The organism is Aeromonas mytilicola subsp. aquatica, assembly GCF_044336385.1.
GTDB lineage: Bacteria > Pseudomonadota > Gammaproteobacteria > Enterobacterales > Aeromonadaceae > Aeromonas > Aeromonas rivipollensis.
In genome coordinates, this window is record NZ_CP172298.1 from 2,107,362 (window position 1) to 2,128,697 (window position 21,336).

At 63.6% G+C, this 21,336-nt stretch carries 16 protein-coding genes and 1 tRNA gene; 7 read left to right on the forward strand and 10 right to left on the reverse strand.

Annotated features, from left to right (window positions below):
• Positions 1-159: 159 nt before the first annotated feature.
• From glpC to ACFWHB_RS09735, 4 genes are all read right to left on the reverse strand, one after another.
• Positions 160-1,362: an anaerobic glycerol-3-phosphate dehydrogenase subunit GlpC gene (glpC, locus tag ACFWHB_RS09720; protein ID WP_395950064.1), complete on the reverse strand. Its 1,203-nt coding sequence runs from the start codon at positions 1,360-1,362 to the stop codon at positions 160-162.
• Positions 1,363-1,465: 103 nt separating this feature from the next.
• Positions 1,466-2,743 (reverse strand): glycerol-3-phosphate dehydrogenase subunit GlpB, encoded by a 1,278-nt coding sequence (gene glpB, locus ACFWHB_RS09725; protein ID WP_395950065.1) that lies wholly within the window; start codon positions 2,741-2,743, stop codon positions 1,466-1,468.
• Positions 2,740-4,416 (reverse strand): anaerobic glycerol-3-phosphate dehydrogenase subunit A, encoded by a 1,677-nt coding sequence (gene glpA, locus ACFWHB_RS09730; protein WP_395950066.1) that lies wholly within the window; start codon positions 4,414-4,416, stop codon positions 2,740-2,742. The genes glpB and glpA overlap by 4 nt, the downstream gene beginning before the upstream one ends.
• Positions 4,417-4,748: 332 nt before the next feature.
• Positions 4,749-5,216 (reverse strand): YchJ family protein, encoded by a 468-nt coding sequence (locus tag ACFWHB_RS09735; protein ID WP_395950067.1) that lies wholly within the window; start codon positions 5,214-5,216, stop codon positions 4,749-4,751.
• Positions 5,217-5,344: 128 nt separating this feature from the next.
• Between ACFWHB_RS09735 and ACFWHB_RS09740 the strand changes: the two genes are divergently transcribed.
• The 4 genes from ACFWHB_RS09740 (at position 5,345) to ACFWHB_RS09755 (ending at position 10,574) form a co-directional block, all read left to right on the forward strand.
• Entirely contained in the window at positions 5,345-7,012 is a 1,668-nt protein-coding gene (locus ACFWHB_RS09740; RefSeq protein ID WP_041205651.1) for a methyl-accepting chemotaxis protein, read from the forward strand.
• A 104-nt stretch (positions 7,013-7,116) separates the two neighbouring features.
• Positions 7,117-8,328, forward strand: coding sequence for an ROK family protein (locus ACFWHB_RS09745; protein WP_106886644.1), 1,212 nt, complete (start codon positions 7,117-7,119; stop codon positions 8,326-8,328).
• Positions 8,325-9,908, forward strand: coding sequence for an ATP-binding protein (locus ACFWHB_RS09750; RefSeq protein ID WP_395950068.1), 1,584 nt, complete (start codon positions 8,325-8,327; stop codon positions 9,906-9,908). The genes ACFWHB_RS09745 and ACFWHB_RS09750 overlap by 4 nt, the downstream gene beginning before the upstream one ends.
• Positions 9,909-10,574 (forward strand): response regulator, encoded by a 666-nt coding sequence (locus ACFWHB_RS09755; protein WP_395950069.1) that lies wholly within the window; start codon positions 9,909-9,911, stop codon positions 10,572-10,574.
• Positions 10,575-10,635: 61 nt separating this feature from the next.
• On the opposite strand, the gene ACFWHB_RS09760 is transcribed toward ACFWHB_RS09755, so the two are convergent.
• From ACFWHB_RS09760 to ACFWHB_RS09785, 6 genes are all read right to left on the reverse strand, one after another.
• Positions 10,636-12,168 carry a tripartite tricarboxylate transporter permease gene (locus ACFWHB_RS09760; protein ID WP_005327883.1) on the reverse strand — a complete coding sequence of 511 codons (1,533 nt, stop codon included), beginning with the start codon at positions 12,166-12,168 and terminating at the stop codon, positions 10,636-10,638.
• Positions 12,169-12,177: 9 nt separating this feature from the next.
• Positions 12,178-12,639 carry a tripartite tricarboxylate transporter TctB family protein gene (locus ACFWHB_RS09765; protein ID WP_025327141.1) on the reverse strand — a complete coding sequence of 154 codons (462 nt, stop codon included), beginning with the start codon at positions 12,637-12,639 and terminating at the stop codon, positions 12,178-12,180.
• A 42-nt stretch (positions 12,640-12,681) separates the two neighbouring features.
• Complete coding sequence (locus ACFWHB_RS09770) at positions 12,682-13,647, reverse strand: tripartite tricarboxylate transporter substrate binding protein (protein WP_392414810.1); 966 nt, start codon at positions 13,645-13,647, stop codon at positions 12,682-12,684.
• 204 nt (positions 13,648-13,851) lie between these two features.
• The gene (locus ACFWHB_RS09775) at positions 13,852-15,375 is read right to left on the reverse strand and encodes a transglycosylase SLT domain-containing protein (RefSeq protein ID WP_395950070.1); all 1,524 of its coding nucleotides are present in this window, start codon (positions 15,373-15,375) and stop codon (positions 13,852-13,854) included.
• A gap of 208 nt (positions 15,376-15,583) precedes the next feature.
• Positions 15,584-17,269, reverse strand: a complete 1,686-nt coding sequence (locus ACFWHB_RS09780) for an aspartate:alanine antiporter (protein ID WP_025327138.1) — start codon at positions 17,267-17,269, stop codon at positions 15,584-15,586.
• 772 nt (positions 17,270-18,041) lie between these two features.
• Positions 18,042-18,117 (reverse strand) — tRNA-Asn (locus ACFWHB_RS09785).
• A 132-nt stretch (positions 18,118-18,249) separates the two neighbouring features.
• Between ACFWHB_RS09785 and uvrB the strand changes: the two genes are divergently transcribed.
• The 3 genes from uvrB to ACFWHB_RS09800 all read left to right on the forward strand — a co-directional run bounded on the left by uvrB (position 18,250) and on the right by ACFWHB_RS09800 (position 21,244).
• Positions 18,250-20,262, forward strand: a complete 2,013-nt coding sequence (gene uvrB / locus ACFWHB_RS09790; protein ID WP_139744300.1) for an excinuclease ABC subunit UvrB — start codon at positions 18,250-18,252, stop codon at positions 20,260-20,262.
• Complete coding sequence (locus tag ACFWHB_RS09795) at positions 20,259-20,516, forward strand: YkvA family protein (protein WP_025327135.1); 258 nt, start codon at positions 20,259-20,261, stop codon at positions 20,514-20,516. Before uvrB ends, ACFWHB_RS09795 begins: the two co-directional genes overlap by 4 nt.
• Positions 20,517-20,596: 80 nt before the next feature.
• The gene (locus tag ACFWHB_RS09800; protein WP_394293665.1) at positions 20,597-21,244 is read left to right on the forward strand and encodes a DedA family protein; all 648 of its coding nucleotides are present in this window, start codon (positions 20,597-20,599) and stop codon (positions 21,242-21,244) included.
• Positions 21,245-21,336: the final 92 nt, after the last annotated feature.

Sequence of the window (21,336 nt, forward strand, 5' to 3'; positions counted from 1 at the left end):
AGCCGGCAATTGCCGGCTCTTTTTTTATCACTGCCTGTTTGTTACTGCGGGTTGATCACAGCGTAACCGGATCTCTGCGTGGATTGTTTTTTGTTATCAGTCGGGCACCCGGGTCGGTCAGGCCTGAATCCAGGCCGCTGAAACCTGAGTGCCGGTCGGTCAGGCCAGCGCCTGGGCCAGCAGGTGGATCGGATGCTCGCAGCGGAACGCCGTGCTCATCTCGATCTGCCACTTGCAGGTCTCGCAGTCGGTGATCACCAGATCAGGCTTGAGGCGGTTTATCTGATCGAACAGCCCCTCACCTATGGTCTGGCTGGTCTCGTAGTTCTCCGACTTGAAGCCGTAGGTACCGGCGATGCCGCAGCACTGGGAGTCGAGCACGGTCACCTTGACCCCGGGAATGGCGCGCAGCAATTCGAGGGTGTAGATGACGCCCCCCATCTTCTCCATGTGGCAGGGGGTGTGGTAGGCGATGTGCAGGTTGAGCGGCTTCATGGCTGGCTTGTTGCCCCGGTAGAACTCGTTCCACAGGAAGCGGGTCACCAGCGAGATGCGATCCCGCACCTTGCGGTTGTCCTGCTCCAGCAGGTGGGGGTATTCGTCCCTCAGGGTGAAGCCGCAGGTGGAGGAGGTGGCCAGGAGCGGCATCTCGTTGCCCAGCAGGCTGTTCTCCATCTGCTGGATGTTGAAGGCCGCCTGCTGCTTGGCCTTGTCCATGAAGCCGTTGGCGATGAGCGGCACGCCGCAGCACTTCTCCCGCTCCAGTAGCTGCACGCCTATGTTCATGGCGTTGAGCACCTGCACCAGCTCCTTGCCGAGCTGCGGGTGGTTGTAGTTGACGTAGCAGCCGTGGAAGTAGGCGATCTGGCGCTCGAAGCGGGCCTGAGATTCTTTTTGCTTCTTGTACCAGCCGCGGAAGGTGCCCTGGGAGTACTTGGGCAGGTCCCGGTGGGAGGAGACCCCCAGCGCCTTGTCCAGCACCAGCTTCATCGGCTTGAGGCTGGTGGTGAAGTTGACCACGGGTGCCATCAGGGTAGACATGCTGCCCATCAGATCGGTGTGGGAGAGCACGAACTCGCGGATCCCCGGTTTGAAGCCGCTGTACTGATGCTTGGCCTTGGCGATGATGTCGCCGATGCGCACCCCGCTTGGGCAGGCGACTTCACAGCGCTTGCAGTTGGTGCAGTGCTTGAGGGCGCTGTCAAAGAGTTCAGGGCTCTTGATGCGCAGCCGCTCCCCATCCGGGCCCGCCTGCTTGGGGCCTGGGTAGGCAGGGTTGGCCTTGGCCACCGGGCAGTAGGCGGTACAGACGGTGCATTTGATGCACTGATCGAAGGTTTGGTTGGCGTGATCCAGTAGCATGATTTACTCCTCCCGGGCCGGATTGAAAGCGCAAGGGACGCGGCAATGGGATTGTCGAGCGGGCAGCGCTCTGCCCGCAGTCAGGAAATGCAGGGTGGGCATCTCACACCCCTGCCAGAATATGGCCGGCAGCCTGCCAGCCGGTGGCGACCGCGACCCCGGAGCCCGAGCCTTCTCGCACGGGATCGTAGTGGGCCAGCACGCTGCCGGCGCCATAGAGGTTGGCAAGGGGCTTGCCGCCGCGCAGCACCCGCAGCTGGTCGTCCGTCTTGACCCCGAAGCCCATGAAGGGGTGGTGATCGAACAGGCGGCGACCGGCCCAGGCGTCGCGCTCGGGGAGGCTCAAGACGTCGGCATCGAAGATGGGCTCGCGAATGCCCCCAAGGCGGGACTCCAGCCCGCGGCTGAAGAAGCTGCCGGAGGCGAGCACGAAGTGGTCCGCTTCGAACAGCTGATCGTCGCCGTTCTGGCTGTGCACGCCTACCACCCGATCGCCGTCGTAGCGGGCGCCCAGCACCCGCTCGCTGGTGAGGAAGGTGCCGCCGAGGGCCAGGAAGCGGCGCTTGAGGGCCTCTTGCATCCGCATCCCGATGAGGGACGGCGGCATGGTGGCCACCTCCTTGATGGTGCAGCCGGTGCGCGCCTCCAGCTCAGCCAGGCGGGGACCGGCCAGCCCGAGCGACAGGCAGGCGGGCAGCACTATATGGCGGCAGCCAGGCTCGCCGCACTCCTGCACCATGCGGCCTATCTCGCGGGCCAGATCCGTCAGCAGGTCCTGCCTGTCGTGTTGCTGTTTGTCAAACAGGCGAGCGATGTCGGCGGAGCGAAACTCGTGGGGATTGCGGCTGAATGCGGCGAGCTGGGGCAGGCGAATTTCACCGGTCAGGATGCGGCAGTGGGCGAAGCGCGCGTGGGTCGCCAGATTGGCCGCCGCCAGCGCCGGGTGAAAGTCGCGAAAGCCCTCGATCGTCGCCAGAAGCAGCACGTCCGGGGCGGGGGCCTCCGTGACGCAGGCGCAGGTCTCGGGGGAGAGCCAGGTGGATTTCAGGGTGCCGATGGGGGTCAGCCGCTGATGGTTGCGCTCCTGGCGAAACAGGGGCAACCCCTGCTCGTGGCAGTGGCGCTGCAGATCCGCGAGGCTAGCCTCTATGTTGGTCAACCCCACCTTGCTGTAGGGGTGATCCGGATGGGCGGCCATAAAGGCGGGCAGGGCGGCGCGAGGGTCGCCTTCGCTCTCCAGCAGATCCACCGAGCCGGAGGAGAAGTGCAGGGCGCTCTGGCCCGAGGCCATCAGCAGGGTCTTCTGGCCCGCCTCGGCCAGACGCAGGGCCGCCGACAGGCCTGCCATGCCGCCGCCTATCACGATAGTGTCAAATTTCATGGCTGCACTCCTTGGCTGGATGGGCTGGACGAGGTCCGGGCGAGGGGAAAGGGGGGATCGCTCACCAGATGGGGCGCCGTCCATTCCCCCAGACCAAAGAGCCCTTCGTAGATCCAGTAGGTAAACTCGGCCTCCCGCAAGGCATCCCCCCAGAGCACGGGGCGGGTCCCCTTGTAACGCTCCTCGAGGAACTGGCGCAGCATGACGCAGGCCTCACGGCCATCGGCCTTGCCGTATTCCTGCATCAGACCGGCGGCGCGATAGGCGCACAGCTCCCCCTGACAGGGGCCCATGCCGAGGCGGGTGCGGCGGCGCAGATCCACCAGGTTGTCCACGTCGAGCTCGCGCAGGGCGTATTCGATTTCGCCTGCGGTCACCATCTCGCACTCGCAGATGAGGGCGTTGGCCTTGGGGTTGTCCCGGAAGAAGGCGATGACCCGCTCGCCGTGGCGGTATTGGGCGGAGCCTTCGACCGGCACCGAGAGACCGGGGGCCGAGACCTTCTCCGGATCCCGCGAGCCGGGCAGATTGAGTTCGGCGGTGCGGCAGGGCCGGGAGTTGCCGAGCTTGTTGGCGACGAGATCGGTGGCCCACTCCGCCATCAGGCGGTAGGTCATCAGCTTGCCGCCGGTGATGGTGTTGAAGCCCTTGAGGCCGTCGCGATCGCTGTGATCCAGCAGCACTATGCCGCGGCTGATGTTGCGGCCGCTCTCGTCGCCGTCCACCGCCACCAGGGGGCGTACCCCGGCGTAGGCGCGCAGCAAGCGGGTGCGCGCCATGATGGGGGCAAGCTTGATACCCTCGCGCAGCAGCACCTCAACCTCTTCGGGCTCGACGGTGAGCTGATCAATCTTGTTGTAATCGATGCGGCTGGACGTGGTGCCGATGAGGGAGATGGTATCGCCCGGCACCAGAATGTCCGCATCCGCCGGTTTGCGGGCGCGGTTGAGCACCAGCTGGTTGATGCGGTAATCCATGATGAGCAGGGAGCCCTTGGCCGGGAACATGCGGATGCCGAGATCGGCGTATTCGCAGATTTGCTGGCCCCAGATGCCGGCGGCGTTGATCACCTCCTGGCACTCCACCTCGAACGCTTCGCCGGTGCGGGTGTTGATGGCCTTGACCCCGTGCACCCGATCTTGCGTGCGCAGCAGCCCCAGCACCTTGCTGTGGGTGAAGATGCGGGCGCCATGTTCTTTTGCATCCAAGACGTTTGCGGCGGCCAGGCGGAAGGGATCGACGGTGCCATCCGGCACATGAATGGCGCCTATCATCGCCGGGTTGGCGTTGGGTTCGAGGCGCAGCGCCTCGCGGGGATCCAGCTGGCGGGTGTCGATACCGGCCAGGGCACAGGCATCCATAAAGGTACTTTGGAAATGGATGTCATCTTCCGGCAGGGTGAGGAAGAGGCCGCCGGTCGCCTCCACGCAGTGGCTGGCGATCCGCTTGAGGATGCGGTTCTCCTGAATGCACTCGCGGGCGGACTCCGGATCCGTCACCGCGTAGCGGGCGCCCGAATGGAGCAGGCCGTGGTTGCGCCCCGTGGTGCCTGCGGCTATGTCATCCCGCTCCAGCAGGATGCAGTCGATGCCGCGCAGCGCGCAATCGCGCATGATGCCGGCCCCGGTGGCACCGCCGCCTATGATGACGACTTCTGTGGATATTCTTTTCATTCTTGCCCGTCTCATCTCGTCCAGATGGGGCCAGTGTGGCGCCTGTCTGGCCGAAAATGTTTGATATGGGCCAAATTAATGTTCGCAAACGCTCACTAATGGTGAGGTTGATGAGCGAACTGTGACCATAGTCACATCCCGATCAGGGGGGGCCTGGGCCGGCACCTCAAAAAAGTGAAAAGCGGGAAGGGGAATACGGGATAGAGAAGAGAGCAGAGAGCAAAGAACCGAGAGCAAAGAACCGAGCAGAGAGAGGAAGGGGCAGATGGCGGCTCGCCCCAGATGGACGACGGGGAGGCGATGGCCGCCCCGCAGCCGCGCGGGCTAGCTCCTCAGCCGCAGCACTTCTTGAACTTCTTGCCGCTGCCACAGGGGCAGGGGTCGTTGCGACCGACCCGCAGGGGGACGGGATCCTGCTCGCCGTCGGTGTAGACCCAGCGCCCCTGGTAACGCACGAAGCGGGAGCGTTCATGCAGGCAATGGCGCAGGAAGGGGCGCTCATCCCCCTCCAAGAACCAGGCCTTGAACTCCACCATGCCGCTCTCATCGGCTGGGCCGCCCTGGGCGGCCAGGATCTCCAGCCCATCCCAACGGGTGTCGGTCTGGGAGAGCTCCTCCACTGTCAGAGGGCCCAGATAGTCCGGGTGCCAGCTGTGGACCAGGTAGTCGCCGAGCCCCAGCACGAAGGCGCTGTAGCGTGAGCGCATCAGCTGCTCGGTGGTGGCGGCGGCTTGGCCTTCGTGAAGCGCGCCGCAGCATTGGGGGAGAGAGAGAGAGGATCCGCAAGGACATTGGCTCATGGGTCGGTTCATCGGGTCGATATAGAAGATGGCGGGATTGTAGCGAAAGCGGCCCCCCCTCGGCCAGCATCCCATGCCGATACGGTAGGAACTGAACATCAAGAATAAACAGCAGAAAGGATTACACCATGACACTTAAGCAGAAGATCCTGTTACTGGGGGCCATCCCCGTGCTGCTGATGGCCCTGGTGGTCAACCTCAGCAACTACCTGGTGGCCAGGAGCGACCTGGAGTCCGAGCTGGTGGTGGCGAGGGACAAGGCGGTCAAGGAGCGCAAGGCCCTGCTCAGCAGCTACCTGATGCTTGCCAAGACGGCCATCGACAAGGTCTATGCCGAGCCGGACAGCCCAGAGGCCCGTGCCCGGGTGAAGGAGATCCTGCGCCCCTTGCGTTATGGCAGTGACGGTTACTTCTTCGTCTACGACTTCCAGGGCAATACTCTGCTGCTGCCCACCCGCCCCGAGGTGGAGGGCAAGAACCGCTGGCAGGACAAGGATACCAAGGGCACCTTCCTCATTCAGGAGATAGTCAAGGCGGCCCGTGAGGGGGATGGCTACTCGGAGTACTGGACCAACAAGCCTTCCATAGGGCGGGATGCGCCCAAGCTCTCCTTCAACCTGGTGCTCGACAAGTATCAGTGGGTGGTGGGCACCGGCTTCTACATAGATGACATCGACACCGAGCTGGCGGCCCTGCGCAGCGAGCGCGAGGAGAACATGCACGGCTCCCTGCAGAGCAGCGTGCTGCTCATTCTGGTGATCCTGGGGGTGACCCTGGCGGTGACTGTGGTGCTTGGCAACAGAGTCACCCGGCCGCTGGCGGATGCGGTGGCGGCCCTCAATGACATCGCCGACGGTGAGGGGGATCTGACCCGGCGCCTCAAGGTGCAGAGCGAGGACGAGGTGGGCCAGCTGGCCAGCGCCTTCAACCGCTTCGTGGAGCGGATCCAGTCGGTGGTGAGCCAGGTCGGGGAGACCAGCCATCAGCTGCTGGGGGCCGTGGACAGGCTGCACAGCTTGAGCGAGCACGCCGACCGGCAGATGCACGGCCATGGCCGGGAGACGGATCAGGTGGTCACCGCGGTGACCGAGATGAGCTCCACCGCCCAGGAAGTGGCGGCCAGCGCCTCCAACGCGGCCACGGCCACCAGCGACGCGGCGCGGGAATCCGATGCGGCCCGTGAGGTGGTGGGCAGCGCCATCGGCAGCATCAACCGCCTGGTGGAGGAGGTGCACACCGCCTCCGGCGTCATCGAGCAGCTGGCCCAGGAGACCGGCAAGATAGGATCCGTGGTGGAGGTGATACGCGGCATTGCCGACCAGACCAACCTGCTGGCCCTGAATGCGGCCATAGAGGCGGCCCGGGCCGGTGAGCAGGGGCGCGGTTTTGCGGTGGTGGCGGACGAGGTTCGTTCGCTTGCCGGTCGTACCCAGCAGAGCACCAAGGAGATCAACGAGATGCTGCAACGGCTGCAGGGGGGCGTGCGCCAGGCGGTGGAGGTAATGCAGGCGAGCGAGGCGCGCAGCCAGGAGACGGTGCAGGAGGCGAGCCACATTGCCAGCTCCCTCGACAGCATGGTGACGGCGGTCAGCACCATCAACGACATGAACATCCAGATAGCGACCGCCGCCGAGGAGCAGCATGCGGTCTCCGAGGAGATCAACAAGAACCTGGTGGCCATACAGCAGATTGTCAGCGAGCTGACCGAGGCCGCCGGGGAGTCCAACACCACCACCCGCGCCCTGGCCGGCACGGGTGACAAATTGCGTCAACTCGTCTCCCGCTTCCGTTACTAGTCACATTTTTGCCGTCTGGACGTCATTTCCAGACGGCAAATTTGGGGATCGGCGCAGAATGTGGGAAAATCGCGCCATTCGTTCCTTTCGTTAGCCCCTACCCTATGAATGAGATCGTGAAAGGCAGTATCGATTTGATCCGTCAGCTCAACTACGGCCTGGTCTACGCCAGCCTGGAAGAGCACAAGGAACTGTCCCGTACCGATCTGTCCCGTTTGACCGGCCTCTCACCGGCCAGCATCACCAAGATCACCCGCGAACTGCTCGATGGCGGTCTGGTGGTCACCTGTGGCGAGAGCTCGGTGGGCCGTGGCCGTCGTCAGACCCTGCTGCGCATCAACGAGCGCCGCTTCCAGTTTCTCTCCATGCGTCTTGGCCGCGGCTACGTGGACATGGCCCTGTTCGATCTCGCCGGTCACTCCCTGGCCCGCCATCGCCACCTGTTCAGCGAGTCGGAACGCGAAGACCTGCTGGCCAGCCTGGTGCGGGCCATCGAGGGCTTCTTGCCGAAGAAGGCCCTGCGGCTGGCCTGCATCGCCCTCTGCCTGCCCGGGCAGGTGGAGCGCCACTCCGGCATGGTGAAACACTTCCCCTTCTATGATCTGCGCAACTGGCCCCTTGGCCCGACCCTGCAAGAGGCCTTCGAGGTGCCGGTGCTGGTGAGCGGCGACGTGCGCACCTGGATCCAGGCCGAGCGGGAGTGGGGCGCCGCCAGGAACTGCGCCGATGCGGTGCTGGTGTTCGTCCACAACGATATAGGGGTGGGCATGGTGGTCAACGGCCAGCTCATCGAGAGCGAGTCGGCCCTGCTTGGGGATCTCAGCCACCTGCAGCTCGAACCCTATGGCCAGCGCTGCTACTGCGGCGGCTTCGGCTGCGCCTGCACCCTGGTCACCAACCAGGCCCTGGAGGCCCAGTACCGGGACCTGCGCGAACGGATGCAGGAGCACGATCTGCCAGCGAGCGTCAACATCCGCGAGCTGTGCGAGCTGGCGCTAGCGGGCAACAGCCTGTGCCAGGACATACTGCACCAGGCGGCGGGCCGGCTCTCCCGGGTGCTTGCCAACCTCATCTGCCTGCTCAACCCAGGCAAGCTGCTGCTGGGGGGGGAGATCACCCGGGCCGATCGGCTGCTGTTCCCCATGCTGCACCAGTCCCTGGCGAGCCAGCTGCCGGCGGAATACCTGGTGCGCCTGCAGATCGAGTCCACCCATTTTTACGAAGATCCCACCAAGCCCACCTCGGTGCAGGTGCACAAGGCCCTGCGGGACGGCAGCCTGCTGCTCGACCTGTTGCGAGGTGACAGGGAGGCATGAGGCTCGGGTTGCAAGGACGCATCCTGCTCATGCTCTGCCTGGTCAGCCTGCTGCAACTGGTGCTGCTGAGCGGGGCCAGCTACTACTATGTCGCCGAGCAGCGCTACCGGGAGGTGGGGGATCAGGCCCTGGACGTGGCGCGGCTGGTGGCCCGTGAGCCCGGCGTCATCGCCGGAGTGAAGCGGGCCGATAGCGCCCGGCTCAACGTGCTGGTGGAGCGGATGCGGGCCGAGGTCGGCGCCAGCTACATCGTCATCGGCGATGAGGAGGCGCGCCGCCTGGTGCACCCCAATGCGGACCGGATAGGCAAACCCATGATGGGGGACGATCCTGCCCGCGCCCTGCAGGGGGAGTTCTACATCTCCCGCGCGCAAGGCTCCCTCGGGGTCTCGGTGCGCGGCAAGGGGCCCATCCGGGATGAGATGGGCAGGGTCATAGGCGTGGTCTCGGTCGGTTATCTGGTGCGGGACATAGAGGCGGACTTGCAGGGCTTCCTGCGTTTCGGCCTCGCCATGACCCTGCTCATAGTGCTGCTCAACAGCGCCGCCGCAGCCTGGCTGGCCAAACGCTACAAGCGGGCCCTGCTGGGGTTTGAGCCCGAGCAGATAGGGCGCCTCTATGCGGAGCTCGACTGCACCCTGCGCACAGTGCGCGAGGGGATACTCACCATAGACGAGCAAGGCAGGCTCACCTCCCTCAACCCCAACGGCATCCGGCTGCTGCGCCTCGATGAGCGGGCCGCGCAGGCCGCCATCGGCCAGCCCGTCACCCGCTTGCTGCCCGGCAGCCGCATGCTCTCCCTCATTCAGGATCCCCGGCCCCAGTATGACGAGGAGATAGTGCTCAACGGTCAGTCCCTCATCGTCAACCGGCTGCCCCTGGTGCAGGAGGGCAGGTTGATCGGCGCCGTCTCGAGCTTTCGGCGCAAGGACGAGCTGGCCGAGCTCAGTGCCCAGCTCTCCCAGGTGCAGGCCTACAGCGATCTGCTGCGGGTGCAGACCCACGAACACAACAACCAGCTCGGCACCATAGCCGGCCTCATCGAGCTGGGGGCCACCCGGGAGGCGCTCGCCTTCATCGGCCGGGAGGCGGCTACCGAGCAGACCCTGCTGAGCTTTTTGATGGGGGCCATCGCCAAGCCCAAGGTGGCGGGCTTGCTGCTTGGCAAGTACCACAGGTCCCACGAGCTGGGACTGGTGCTGGAAGTGGACCCGGATTCCCGCCTGCACGACATCCCCGCCCGGGTTAGCGGCTCCCAGCTGGTGACCCTGCTTGGCAACCTCATCGACAACGCCTTCGAGGCGACCCGCCGCCACGGCGCCCCTTACCAGCCGATCCGGGTCTCATTGAGCGATCTCGGCCAGGATCTCATCCTGGAGGTGGAGGACGGGGCCGGCGGCGTCGATCCCAGGCTGGCGGACAGCCTGTTCGAGCGCGGGGTCAGCAGCAAGGCGGAGCCCGGCCACGGCATAGGGCTGGCCCTGGTGCGCAAGACCCTGGATGCCCTGCAGGGGATCATCACCATAGAAGCCACGGCGCAGGGAAGTTGCGTCGTCTGTTACATTCCCAAGGAGGTGTGAGTGATCAAGATCCTGATCGTCGAGGATGATCCGGCCATTGCCGAGATCCACCGTCGCTTCGTGCAGCGGCTGGCGGGGTTCGAGGTGCTGGGGGTGGCGCTCACCCTGTTCGATGCCAGAGAGCAGATAGCCATACTCAAGCCGGATCTGGTGCTGCTGGACGTCTGGCTGCCGGACGGGGAGGGCTTCTCCCTGTTGCGGGAGCTGCGCCAGAGCGGGGCCCACCTCGACGTCATCCTGCTCACCGCCGCCCGTGAGGCCGCGGCACTGCAGGAGGCGATGCGCCTCGGGGTGGTGGATTTCATCTTGAAACCCGTGGTGTTCGAGCGACTGCGCGATACCCTGGGCAACTATGCCGAGAGCCGCGCCGCGCTGGCGGCCCTGGCGGACATTGATCAGCAGGCGGTGGATGCGCTCTTTGGCACCCCGCTGCAACAGGTGGCGGCGAGCGGCCTGCCCAAGGGGATAGATGCCCTCACCCTGCAACGGGTACTGGCGGCCCTCAATCAACAGGGGGCCAGCGCCGAGGAGATAGGCAATAGGGTCGGGGTGAGCCGCACCACGGCGCGCCGCTACCTGGAGTTTCTGGTGGGTCAGCAGCTCGCGAGCCCCGAGCTCGAATACGGCACCGTCGGGCGACCGGAGCGGCGCTACCGCCAGCGTTGAGTGGCGGGTTCACATCCCAAAAAAAGAGCGCCTGTTGGCGCTCTTTTTGTGATGACTGGGATCAGGTCGGGTCGGATTGCAGGGTCGCTACCGGCGTGCGACGGGCCTGCCACCACTGCCAGAGCGGCAGCAACAACATCACCAGGGTGACCAGGGTGAAGCCCAGGGTGATGGGGCGCTCCCACAGGAAGCTCAGGGAGCCGTCGTTGATCACCAGGGCCCGGCGCAGGTTGTCCTCCAGCATGCCCCCCAGAATGAAGCCGAGCAGCATGGGGGCCATGGGGAAGTCCAGCAGGCGCAGCCCTATGGCCACCAGGGCCACCAGCACCATCACATAGATGTCCATGGTGTTGAAGGAGACCAGATAGACCCCGATCAGCGAGAACAGCAGCACCATGGGGATGAGCACGGGGCGCGGTACTTGCAGTATCTTGGCCAGATAGGGAATGAGCGGCAGGTTGAGGATCAGCAGCACCACGTTGCCCAGATACATGGAGATGATCACCGACCAGAAGACGTCCGGGTGCTCCATGAAGAGGCGCGGGCCAGGCTGAATGCCGTAGGCGATGAGGGCCCCCAGCATCAGGGCCGTGGTGCCGGAACCCGGGATCCCCAGGGTCAGCAGCGGCACGAAGGCCCCGCTGGAGGCGGCGTTGTTGGCCGCTTCCGGCGCGGCTATGCCGGTCAGGCTGCCCTTGCCAAACTCGTCCCGTTTGCCCTTGCGGGCGAAGTTGCGCTCGGCCCCATAGGCCATGAAGGAGGCGATGGTGGCACCGGCCCCCGGCAGCACGCCGATGAGGAACCCCAGCACAGAGGAGCGGGCTATGGGGGGCGCTATCTCCTTCACCTCGTCCCGGCTCAGCTTGAGGGAGCCGAGTTGCTGCATCTTGCTCGCCTCCTCCTGGCTGGTGTCCTTGCCCGGGCGCAGCACCGTCATCAGGATCTCCGCCAGGGCGAAGGTGGCCATGGCCAGCAGCAGGAAGGAGAAGCCATCGCGCAAGTCCGGCAGGCCGAAGGTGAATCTGTCCACCCCGACGCTGCGGTCGATGCCGACGGTGGAGATCATGATGCCAAACAGCGCCATGATCAGCGCCTTGAGCACCTGGCCCTTGCCGGCGAAGGCCGCCACTGCGGAGAGCCCGAGCACCATGAGGGCGAAGTAGTCCGCCGACTGGAAGGAGAGGGAGACCTTGGCGAGCAGAGGGGCCGCCACCATCAGGAAGATGGCCGACAGGGTGCCGCCGACGAAGGAGGCGTAGGCGGCGATGGCCAGCGCCTTGCCCGCCTGTCCCTTGCAGGCCAGCGGATAGCCGTCGATGGCGGTGATCATGCTGGCGGAGCAGCCCGGGGTGTTGATCAGGATGGAGGCGGTGGAGCCGCCGAACATGGAGCCGTAATAGACCCCGGCCATCAAGATGATGCCGGAGGCCGGATCCAGCCCGTAGGTGATGGGGATCATCAGGGCGATGGCGGTGACCGGTCCCAGCCCCGGCAGCATGCCGATGAAGGTGCCGACGAAGCAGCCGACCACCACCATGAAGAGGTTGATGGGCATCATGGCGGTGCCGAGCCCTTGCAGGATTCCGTCTAACATGGGTTCTCCTTATCCCAGCAGCTGGGTGAACAGCCGACCCGGCTCGAGATAGACATTGAGCCCCTTGGTCAGCAGGGCCCAGAAGATGAGGGTGAAAGGTATGCTCACCTTGCAGGCGAAGGCGAGGCTGCGCTCGCCCATCAGCAGTATGCCGCCGATGAGGAACAAGATGGTGGCGATAAGGAAGCCGAGCCAGCCGAGGGCCAGGCCATAGACCAGCATCAGCCCCAGCAGGGCGAACACCAGCCGCCAGTTGCCGGACTCCTTGCCCAGTCGCTCTCCTCCTGGCGAGCAGATCAGGATCAGGGAGAGCAGGACCCCGACACCCGCCAGGGCATAGGGCAGGGTGCTGGCGGTAAAGGGTTCATATTCGTCCCCCGGGTAACCGGGGATCTGGGTGGCGTGATAGCCGTAGGCGAGGGAGAGCAGCAAAAACAGCAGCCCCCCGAACCTTTCCTTGGTCAGTCGCATGATGACTCCGATGGGCGGGCCTGGCCCGCCACGGGCTAAGGGTTACTTGATGAAGCCGAGCTCGCGCATCAGGCCGCCAATTTGCTGCTCCTGACTGTTGAGGAAGGCAGTGAACTCGGGACCGGCCTGGTACTGGTTGATCCAGCTGTTGCGCGCACGCACCACTTCCCACTCCGGCTTGTCGTACATCTGCTTGAGCAGGGCGGCGAACTCGGCGGACTGCTCGGGGCTGACGTCGGGGGAGGCGAAGTAGCCGCGCCAGTTGGCAAAGACGGTGGGGTTGCCCTGCTCGGAGAAGGTGGGCACCTGGCTGGCGTCCGGCATCCGCTCCGGGGCGGTGACGCCGAGGATCCGCATCTGGCCGGACTTGACCGCCTCCATCGCCTCGCCAAAGCCGGTGGAGAGCACCTGGGTTTCCCCCGCCAGCACAGCCGCCATGGCGCTGCCACCGGCGTCATAGGCCACGTAGCGTAGCTTGCCGGCATCGGCTCCCGCATTCTTGAAGGTCATGGCCGCCACCAGGTGGTCCAGGCTGCCACGGGCGGAGCCGCCGGCAATCTTTACCTTGGCGGGATTGGCTTCATAGGCGGCCAGCAACTGGGCCCAGTTCTGATAGGGGGAGTCCATGGGCACCGCCAGCGCCTGATAGTCGGCGATGATGGCGGCGACCGGGGTGAGATCCCGGAAGGATTGCGGCAGCTCCTTGGAGAGGGACTTGACGATGATGGGGGTGGAGTTGACCAGCAGCGTCTTGTCGGACTGGGCCGAGGTCTCGATCAGGTGGGCGATCGCCTTGGCGCCGCCGCCGGCCGAGATGTTCTGGTAGGAGGCTGTGGTGATGAGGCCGGACTTGGTGAGGGCCTCGCCGGTGCCACGGGCCGTGTTGTCCCAGCCGCCGCCGGCGCCGCCCGGGATCAGGAAGTGGACTTCGTCTATCTTGGCCTGGACGCCGAGGCTGGCGCCCAGCAGGCAGCAGAGCAGGGTGCGCTTGAAGGTTCCTTGCAACATGGTGTTCTCCTTGTGATTGTTGCCTGGAGGTTAATTAATCGTGTCTGATTGGAAAACAATCTGGCCGTAATGGCTATTAAGGCTGTTGTGCCCATTCTGTTCATTCTGGTCATGGGGAGAAGGGGTCTTTTCGCCTAAAAAGAGGCGGGGCTCGCCTCTGGTGAAGAGGGAGCCCCGCCTGCAACTGGCCTTGGTTTGAGCTGCCTATGATTTCTCTGCCGCCGAGACTTTCTCGACCATCTTCTCCTGCTGCTTGAGAGTCTCTGTGGCCTGCTCCTTGAGCTGCAACTGCTCCATCACCAGCTTGTAGGCGATGTAGTACTTGTAGATGTTGCCCACATAGGTCACTGTCTCCGGGCCTATTTTCTCCGCCGCCACGTACTCGACGTTGTGGAACCACACATTGGGATCCAGCCCCCGCTTCTTGGCCTCGGCCCGCAGCCGCGCCACCCGGGCGGGACCGGCGTTGTAGGAGGCAAACGAGAACAGCGCCTTGTCGAGGGCCGTCATGGGCTCGTCGGCGTAGTAGTGATCTGTCATCCAGCGCATGTATTTGACGCCGCCGTGGATGTTGGGCTCGAGCTGGCGGATGTCCCCCACCTTGAGCCCTTTCCCGGTGGCGGGCATGATCTGCATGATGCCGATGGCGCCGACGTGGCTGCGCGCCTTCTGGTTGAGGGCCGACTCCTGATAGCCCTGGGCCGCGATCAACAGCCAGTCCACATCGTATTTGCCGCCGTATTCACGAAACAGCTCCACCACCTGCAGGAATTTCTTGCGCTCTGCCTCGGCGGCCGCGCTCTTGATGAATTTGTTCTGCTTGAGGTAGCGGGCCAGGATGGCCTCGCCGGTGGCCTTGCCCCGCAGCGCCTTGATCTGCTCGTTGAGCATGGTGAGCAGTTGGGGGCTCTCCTTGCGTACCGCCCAGGCGATGATGCCGCCGTCGCGGAACACCGGCTCTTCGTGGATCTGGATAGCCGGGAAGATCTTCTGCCAGAAGCGGGCCTTGTGCTCATCCATGACGATGAAGGGGAGCAGGCCCGCATTGACCATCTCCACCAGATCTTCATCCTCCAGCACCTCGGAGGCGGGCTGGATGTCGATGAGGGGCTCCCCCGCCTCCTTGCGCGCCTGGTTGTAGGCCATGAGGCTCTCGAAGTAGCTGGAGGAGGGCCTGACATAGATGCTCTTGCCCGCCAGATCCGCGGCGCTCTCCACCTTGGGGGAGTCCGGCCCCGAGATGAGCAACTCGCGCACGTTCTCGATGAGGGGGGCGCTGAACTCCACGCCCTGCTGCTTGCGCTTGTCCGTGATGGTGAGGTTGGCGGCGGCGATGTCCCCCTTGCCGTCGATGAGGGCCTTCAGCAGGTTTTCCCGGGCGACCGGGATGAAGACGAAGTTCAGCTTGAGGTGGCGCTTGATGGCCTTGTCCTTGCGCAGTTGCTCGTTGAGCCGTTTTTCAACCTGCATGAAGGCGTCGTAGGTGACCCCCCGTTGCACCCCCTTGTGGATGAAGTAGCCGGTCTTGTTGTAGGTGGTCAGCACCCTGATGGTGCGCTGCTCCATCATGGCGTCGAGATCCCCCAACATGGGCTTGGCGAGCTCCTCGCTGGCGAAGCTGAGGGCGCTGCGCTCCTCTGCTTCGGTTGCCGCCTTGTCCGCTTCGGCACTCCAGGCCAGTGGCAGGGAGCCCAGTACCCAAAAAAGGAAAATCCATAAGCGTTTCATAAAGATCACCTCACTCGTTTTACTGAGTGTAAGTGCCGCGCAGGGGGGGCTTTAGCTCTTTGAGTTTCATCGACGCCATCCGATAGCACGATTCTTGCTATCCAGCGCCGAGCCCCATTGGCCATTGAAAAGCCCTCAGCCCCGCCAACAAAAAAGGGAGCCTATGGGCTCCCTCTTCGCGCTTTACATCCTGTCAAGGCGACCCGGGCTAGAACCAGAAGCCGATGATGAAGGAGCCCGCCAGGGTCAGCATCACGTTGGCCACCGCATAGGTGCCGGCGTAGCCGAGCGCCGGAATCGAGCTGTTGGCGGCCTCGTTGACCACATCCATGGCCGGGGCGCAGGTACGGGCCCCGGTGATGGCCCCGAGCAGCAGGGCCGGGTTCATTTTCAGTACCCAGACCCCGAACAGGTAGCCCACCAGCACCGGCAAGGTGGTCACCAGCATGCCGGAGAAGAGCACCACCACCCCCACCTCGCTGAGGTGATCCAGGATGCCGCCACCGGCCTTCAGGCCAGTGCTCACCATAAAGACCGCGAGGCCGAGATCCTTGGCCAGGCGCAGCGCCCCCGGCGGCACATAGCCGACCGTCGGGTGGTTGGCCCTCAGGTAACCCATCAGGATGCCCGCGAGCAGCAGGCCGACGGCGTTGCCGAGGCCGAACTCTATCTGGCCGAACACCAGGGAGACGGAGCCGATGAGCAGACCCAGCACGAAGAAGGTGGTGAAGGCCACCAGATCCGTGGTCTGGCTGTGGATGCTGATGAAGCCTATCTTGTTGGCCAGCAGTTTTACCCGCTGCTTCTCGCCGCTGATCTGCAGCACGTCACCCTTTTGCAGCATGATGTTGCGATCGAACGGCATCTCGATCTGGGAGCGCACCACCCGGTTGAGGAAGCAGCCCTTCTCGGTGAGGTTGAGCTCCACCAGATGGCGGCCCACCACTGAATCGTTCTTCACCACTATCTCTTCGGTGACTATCTGCAGGTCAAGCAGGTTGCGATCAAACACCTCCTTGCCGTTGCGGTAGTTGACGTCGAGCTTCTCGTGGCTCTCGGGATAACCCACCAGGGCGATCTCGTCCCCTTCCTGAATGACGGCGTCGCCATCCGGGCTTGCCAGAATGCCGTTGCGGCGGATCCGCTCCACATAGCAGCCGGTGTGGGGGTAGATGCCGGTTTCGCGCAGGGTGCGGCCACCTATCCAGGCGGCGAGCTCGGGGCCGACCCTGTAGGCACGAATGATGGGCAGATAGGTCTTGCGGCTCTCGCTGTCGGAGAGTCCCCGCTCGCGGGCTATTTTTTGCGCCTCTGTATTGAGGTCGAGTCGTGCCAGGGAGGGGAGGTAGCGCACCACCAGCATCAGCCCCACCAGGCCCACCAGGTAGGTCAGGGCGTAGCCTATCCCCATGTTGTCGAGCACGGGTTGCATGTCGGTGCCGTGGGGCAGGTTGAGCAGGCCGCTGCGCAGGGCATCCTGGGCCCCCACCAGCGCCGGGGTCGAGGTGAGCGACCCCGCCAGTATCCCCGCCGCCATGCCGGGCCCCAGGTTGAAGAACTTGGCCAGCCCCACCGTCAGCAGCAAGGCGGTCAGCAGGATCACCAGGGTCAGGGTGATGTAGTGGATGCCGTCGCGCAGGAAGACGCTGAAGAAGTGAGGGCCAGCCTCGATCCCCACACAGAAAATGAACAGCATGAAGCCGACGTTCTCGGTCGAGGTGGAGAACTGGAACCCCATCTGGCCAAACAGCAGGGCGGTGAACAGCACCCCTATGGTGTTGCCAATCTGGAAGTTGCCGATGCGCACCTTGCCCAGCAGCAGGCCGAAGGCCAGCACCACGAACAGCAGCAGGGAGTCGCTTTGATGTAGCAGTGTCACGAAATCTATGGTCATGCCCGGAAAAACCGAGGAAAAAAGTGGGGCCGATATTGTGCCGGATCCCTCATCAAGAAAGAAGCGCGAAAGCGGATTAACAGCCAGTTAAGTGCTGGTCTCCCCGGGGAGGGGAGGGATGCGCGGGCGACTTGGGGAAAATACCTCTATTTTCCGCTGCCGTTCTCGCTGTCAATGAGTGATTTCTGCTGTCGGCGGGGGAAGGCGTGACAGCCCTGTGGACAATTTATTACCTGCTGCGCAGGGGGCGATTGAGCATGGTTTTCAGCATTTTTGACTGGTGGTGATAAAGGGATGCAAAGGAACCCTTTTTGCCGTCAGGGGGAGGCTGACCCATGGCACGGGGCATGGCGAAAAAAAAGCGGGAGAAAGAGGATGTCTCGCCCCCGTCCGACCCATTTAGGGGGGAGGGCAAAAACAGGAGAAAATGGGGGGCGAGGTGTGTCGCCTCGCCAAAGCGGAGACAATCGCTGCCAACCTAGGCCTGCATTGGGTTTGGCACACTTACCCACAGAAACTGTGGATAACCCTGTTCATGAAACTTGGTGATCAGCCTGCAAGCCGCGCCAATACTGGGGTGCAAGCGCTGTTCAAAAAATACCGGCAAAAAAATGTTTCTATAAAAATCAAATAGTTATACGCAGCAGAACAAAACGCTGCTGGCCAGGAACCGGGGATCAAATGGGGAGTGCGCCGCGAGGGACGGCTTGTGCATTAAAATTGGCAGAGGAAAGCACTAAAGTGGATAACTTGCACCGAGATGGTGAGGAATTGGCTCCCCCGACTGGACTTGAACCAGTGACATACGGATTAACAGTCCGCCGTTCTACCGACTGAACTACGGGGGAACATCAGGCAAGGAGGAGCATCATACAGAGGTCGCATTTCGGGGTCAATAGCCGTCAGGGGCCGAGAGCGGATACCCAGGCCCGTCAACTCGGGGTACACTGCTCTCTTGCCGTTTTTTGTCGGGAGTCGTCATGAATAAGCCTTTCAAGCTGGCCAGCCAGTTTCAACCCGCGGGGGATCAGCCCGCGGCCATCGCCCGCCTGCTCGATGGCATAGAGTCCGGCCTCGCTCATCAGACCCTGCTCGGGGTGACTGGGTCGGGCAAGACCTTCACCATGGCCAACGTCATCGCCACCCTGAACCGCCCGACCATGATACTGGCTCCCAACAAGACCCTGGCCGCCCAGCTCTATGGGGAGATGAAGGAGTTCTTCCCCGAGAACTCGGTGGAGTACTTCGTCTCTTATTACGACTATTACCAGCCGGAAGCCTATGTGCCGACCACGGACACCTTTATAGAGAAGGATGCCTCCATCAACGATCACATCGAGCAGATGCGATTGTCGGCCACCAAGGCGCTGCTGGAGCGGCGCGACGTGGTGATCGTTGCCTCGGTATCGGCCATCTATGGTCTGGGGGACCCCCAGGCCTACCTCAGCATGATGCTGCACCTGAAAGTGGGGGATGTGATCAACCAGCGGGACATATTGCGCCGCCTCGCCGAGCTGCAATACACCCGCAACGACGTGGCGTTTAGCCGCGGCACCTTCCGGGTGCGAGGGGAGGTGATCGACATCTACCCTGCCGAATCGGACAAGCTGGCCCTGCGGGTGGAGCTGTTTGATGAGGAGGTGGAGCGCCTCTCCCAGTTCGATCCCCTGACCGGTGCCATAGAGCAGACTGTGGTGCGCTACACCATCTACCCCAAGACCCACTACGCCACGCCGCGGGAGACAATCCTCGGGGCCATCGATCACATCAAGGAAGAGCTCAAGGGACGCCGCGAGCAGCTGTTGTCCCTGAACAAGCTGGTGGAAGAGCAGCGCATCAGCCAGCGTACCCAGTTCGACATCGAGATGATGCAGGAGCTGGGGTACTGCTCCGGCATCGAGAACTACAGCCGCTATCTGTCGGGGCGTGCCCCCGGCGAGCCGCCGCCCACCCTGTTCGACTACCTGCCGGGGGATGGTTTGCTCATCATCGACGAGTCCCACGTCACAGTGCCGCAGATAGGCGCCATGTTCAAAGGGGACAGATCCCGCAAGGAGACCCTGGTGGAGTACGGCTTCCGGCTCCCCTCGGCGCTCGACAACAGGCCGCTGAAGTTTGACGAGTTCGAGGCCCTGATGCCCCAGACGGTGTTCGTCTCGGCGACCCCTGGCCCCTACGAGCTGGAGAAGTCCGGCGGCGATGTTGTGCAGCAGGTGGTGCGTCCCACCGGCCTGCTCGATCCTGTCATCGAGGTGCGTCCCGTCACCACCCAGGTGGACGACTTGCTCTCCGAGATCCGGCTGCGGGTGGCGGTGGAGGAGCGGGTGCTGGTCACCACCCTGACCAAGCGGATGGCGGAGGATTTGACCGAATACCTGGCGGATCACGACGTGCGGGTGCGCTACCTGCACTCGGACATAGACACAGTGGAGCGGGTGGAGATCATCCGCGATCTGCGCCTCGGCAAGTTCGACGTGCTGGTGGGCATCAACCTGCTGCGGGAAGGGCTCGACATGCCGGAGGTGTCGCTGGTGGCCATCCTGGATGCGGACAAGGAGGGCTTCCTGCGCTCCACTCGCTCCCTCATCCAGACCATAGGCCGCGCCGCCCGCAACCTCAACGGCAAGGTCATTCTCTACGGCGACACCATCACCAACTCCATGAAAGTGGCCATAGAAGAGACCGAGCGGCGCCGTGCCCTGCAGCACGCCCACAACCTGGAGCACGGCATCACGCCAACAGGCCTCAACAAGTCGGTGGGGGATGTGATGGACATGGGGGGCAGCCGCACCGCCGGCAAACCGGGCAGAGGCAGTCGCAAGGCGGCCGAGCCGCAAGGGGAGTACCATGCCCGCTCCGCTAGCGAAATCGCCAAAGAGATCAAGCGGATGGAGGAGCAGATGTTCCAGCATGCCCGGGATCTGGAGTTCGAGCAGGCCGCCGCCATGCGGGATCAGATCCAGCGGCTGCGCGGCGAGTTGATCGAGTCATGAGCGGCAAGCGCTGGCTGATCTGGCGGCGCTTGCGCCGCCTCTATGCCGGTTTTCGCCACCCGGACACCCCCTGGTGGGCCAAGGGGCTGGTGATCCTCATCCTCGTCTATGGCATCAGTCCGGTGGATCTCATCCCGGATCTGGTGCCCTTCGTTGGCTGGCTCGACGACGTCAGCCTGCTGCTGTTGCTGCTCTGGGGGTGGGAGTCCTGCCTGCCCGCAACGGTCAGGAAGGGGCTGGATACCCTGGAATGAGGGGAGAGGCGATGCCGCAGATTGTCGGGCGCAAGGCATTGGCGTAGACTCCACGCCGTTCACTTCATGGGTATGAAAAAATGGATCTGATCCTGTTTGCAATCGACTTTATTCTGCACGTTGACGTGCACCTGAAAGAGCTGTTCGAGCACTATGGCATCTGGGTTTACGCCATCCTGTTCCTCATCATCTTTTGTGAGACCGGCCTGGTGGTGACCCCCTTCCTGCCCGGCGACTCCCTGCTGTTTGCCGCAGGCGCCCTCACAGTGGGCAGCGTGCTGGACGTGCACACCCTGGCGGGGGTGCTGATCATCGCCGCCGTGCTCGGCAACGTGGTGAACTACACCATAGGCCACTTCTTCGGGGATCAGCTGTTTCGCAATCCCGATTCGAAGATCTTCCGCCGCGACTATCTGGTCAAGACCCACGCCTTCTATGCCAAGCATGGGGGCAAGACCATCATCATCACCCGTTTCCTGCCCATAGTGCGCACCTTTGCCCCCTTCGTGGCCGGCATGGGAGCCATGACCTACCCGCGGTTCCTGGCGTTCAACCTGATTGGCGGCTTGCTGTGGGTGTTGTCGTTTGTCTATGCGGGCCACTTCTTCGGCAACCTGCCGGTGGTGCGTCACAACTTCACTCTGCTCATCTTCGGCATCATCGGCATCTCGCTGCTGCCCATGGTCGTCGGCATGGTGAGGGCCAGGATGAACACCGCCAAGGCGTAGAAAGGCCAGACAAAATGCGAAAGGGGGAACCATCATGGCTCCCCCTTGTTGTTTCCACGCGGGTGTGATGGCCAGTGGCTGCAGCGGCCCTT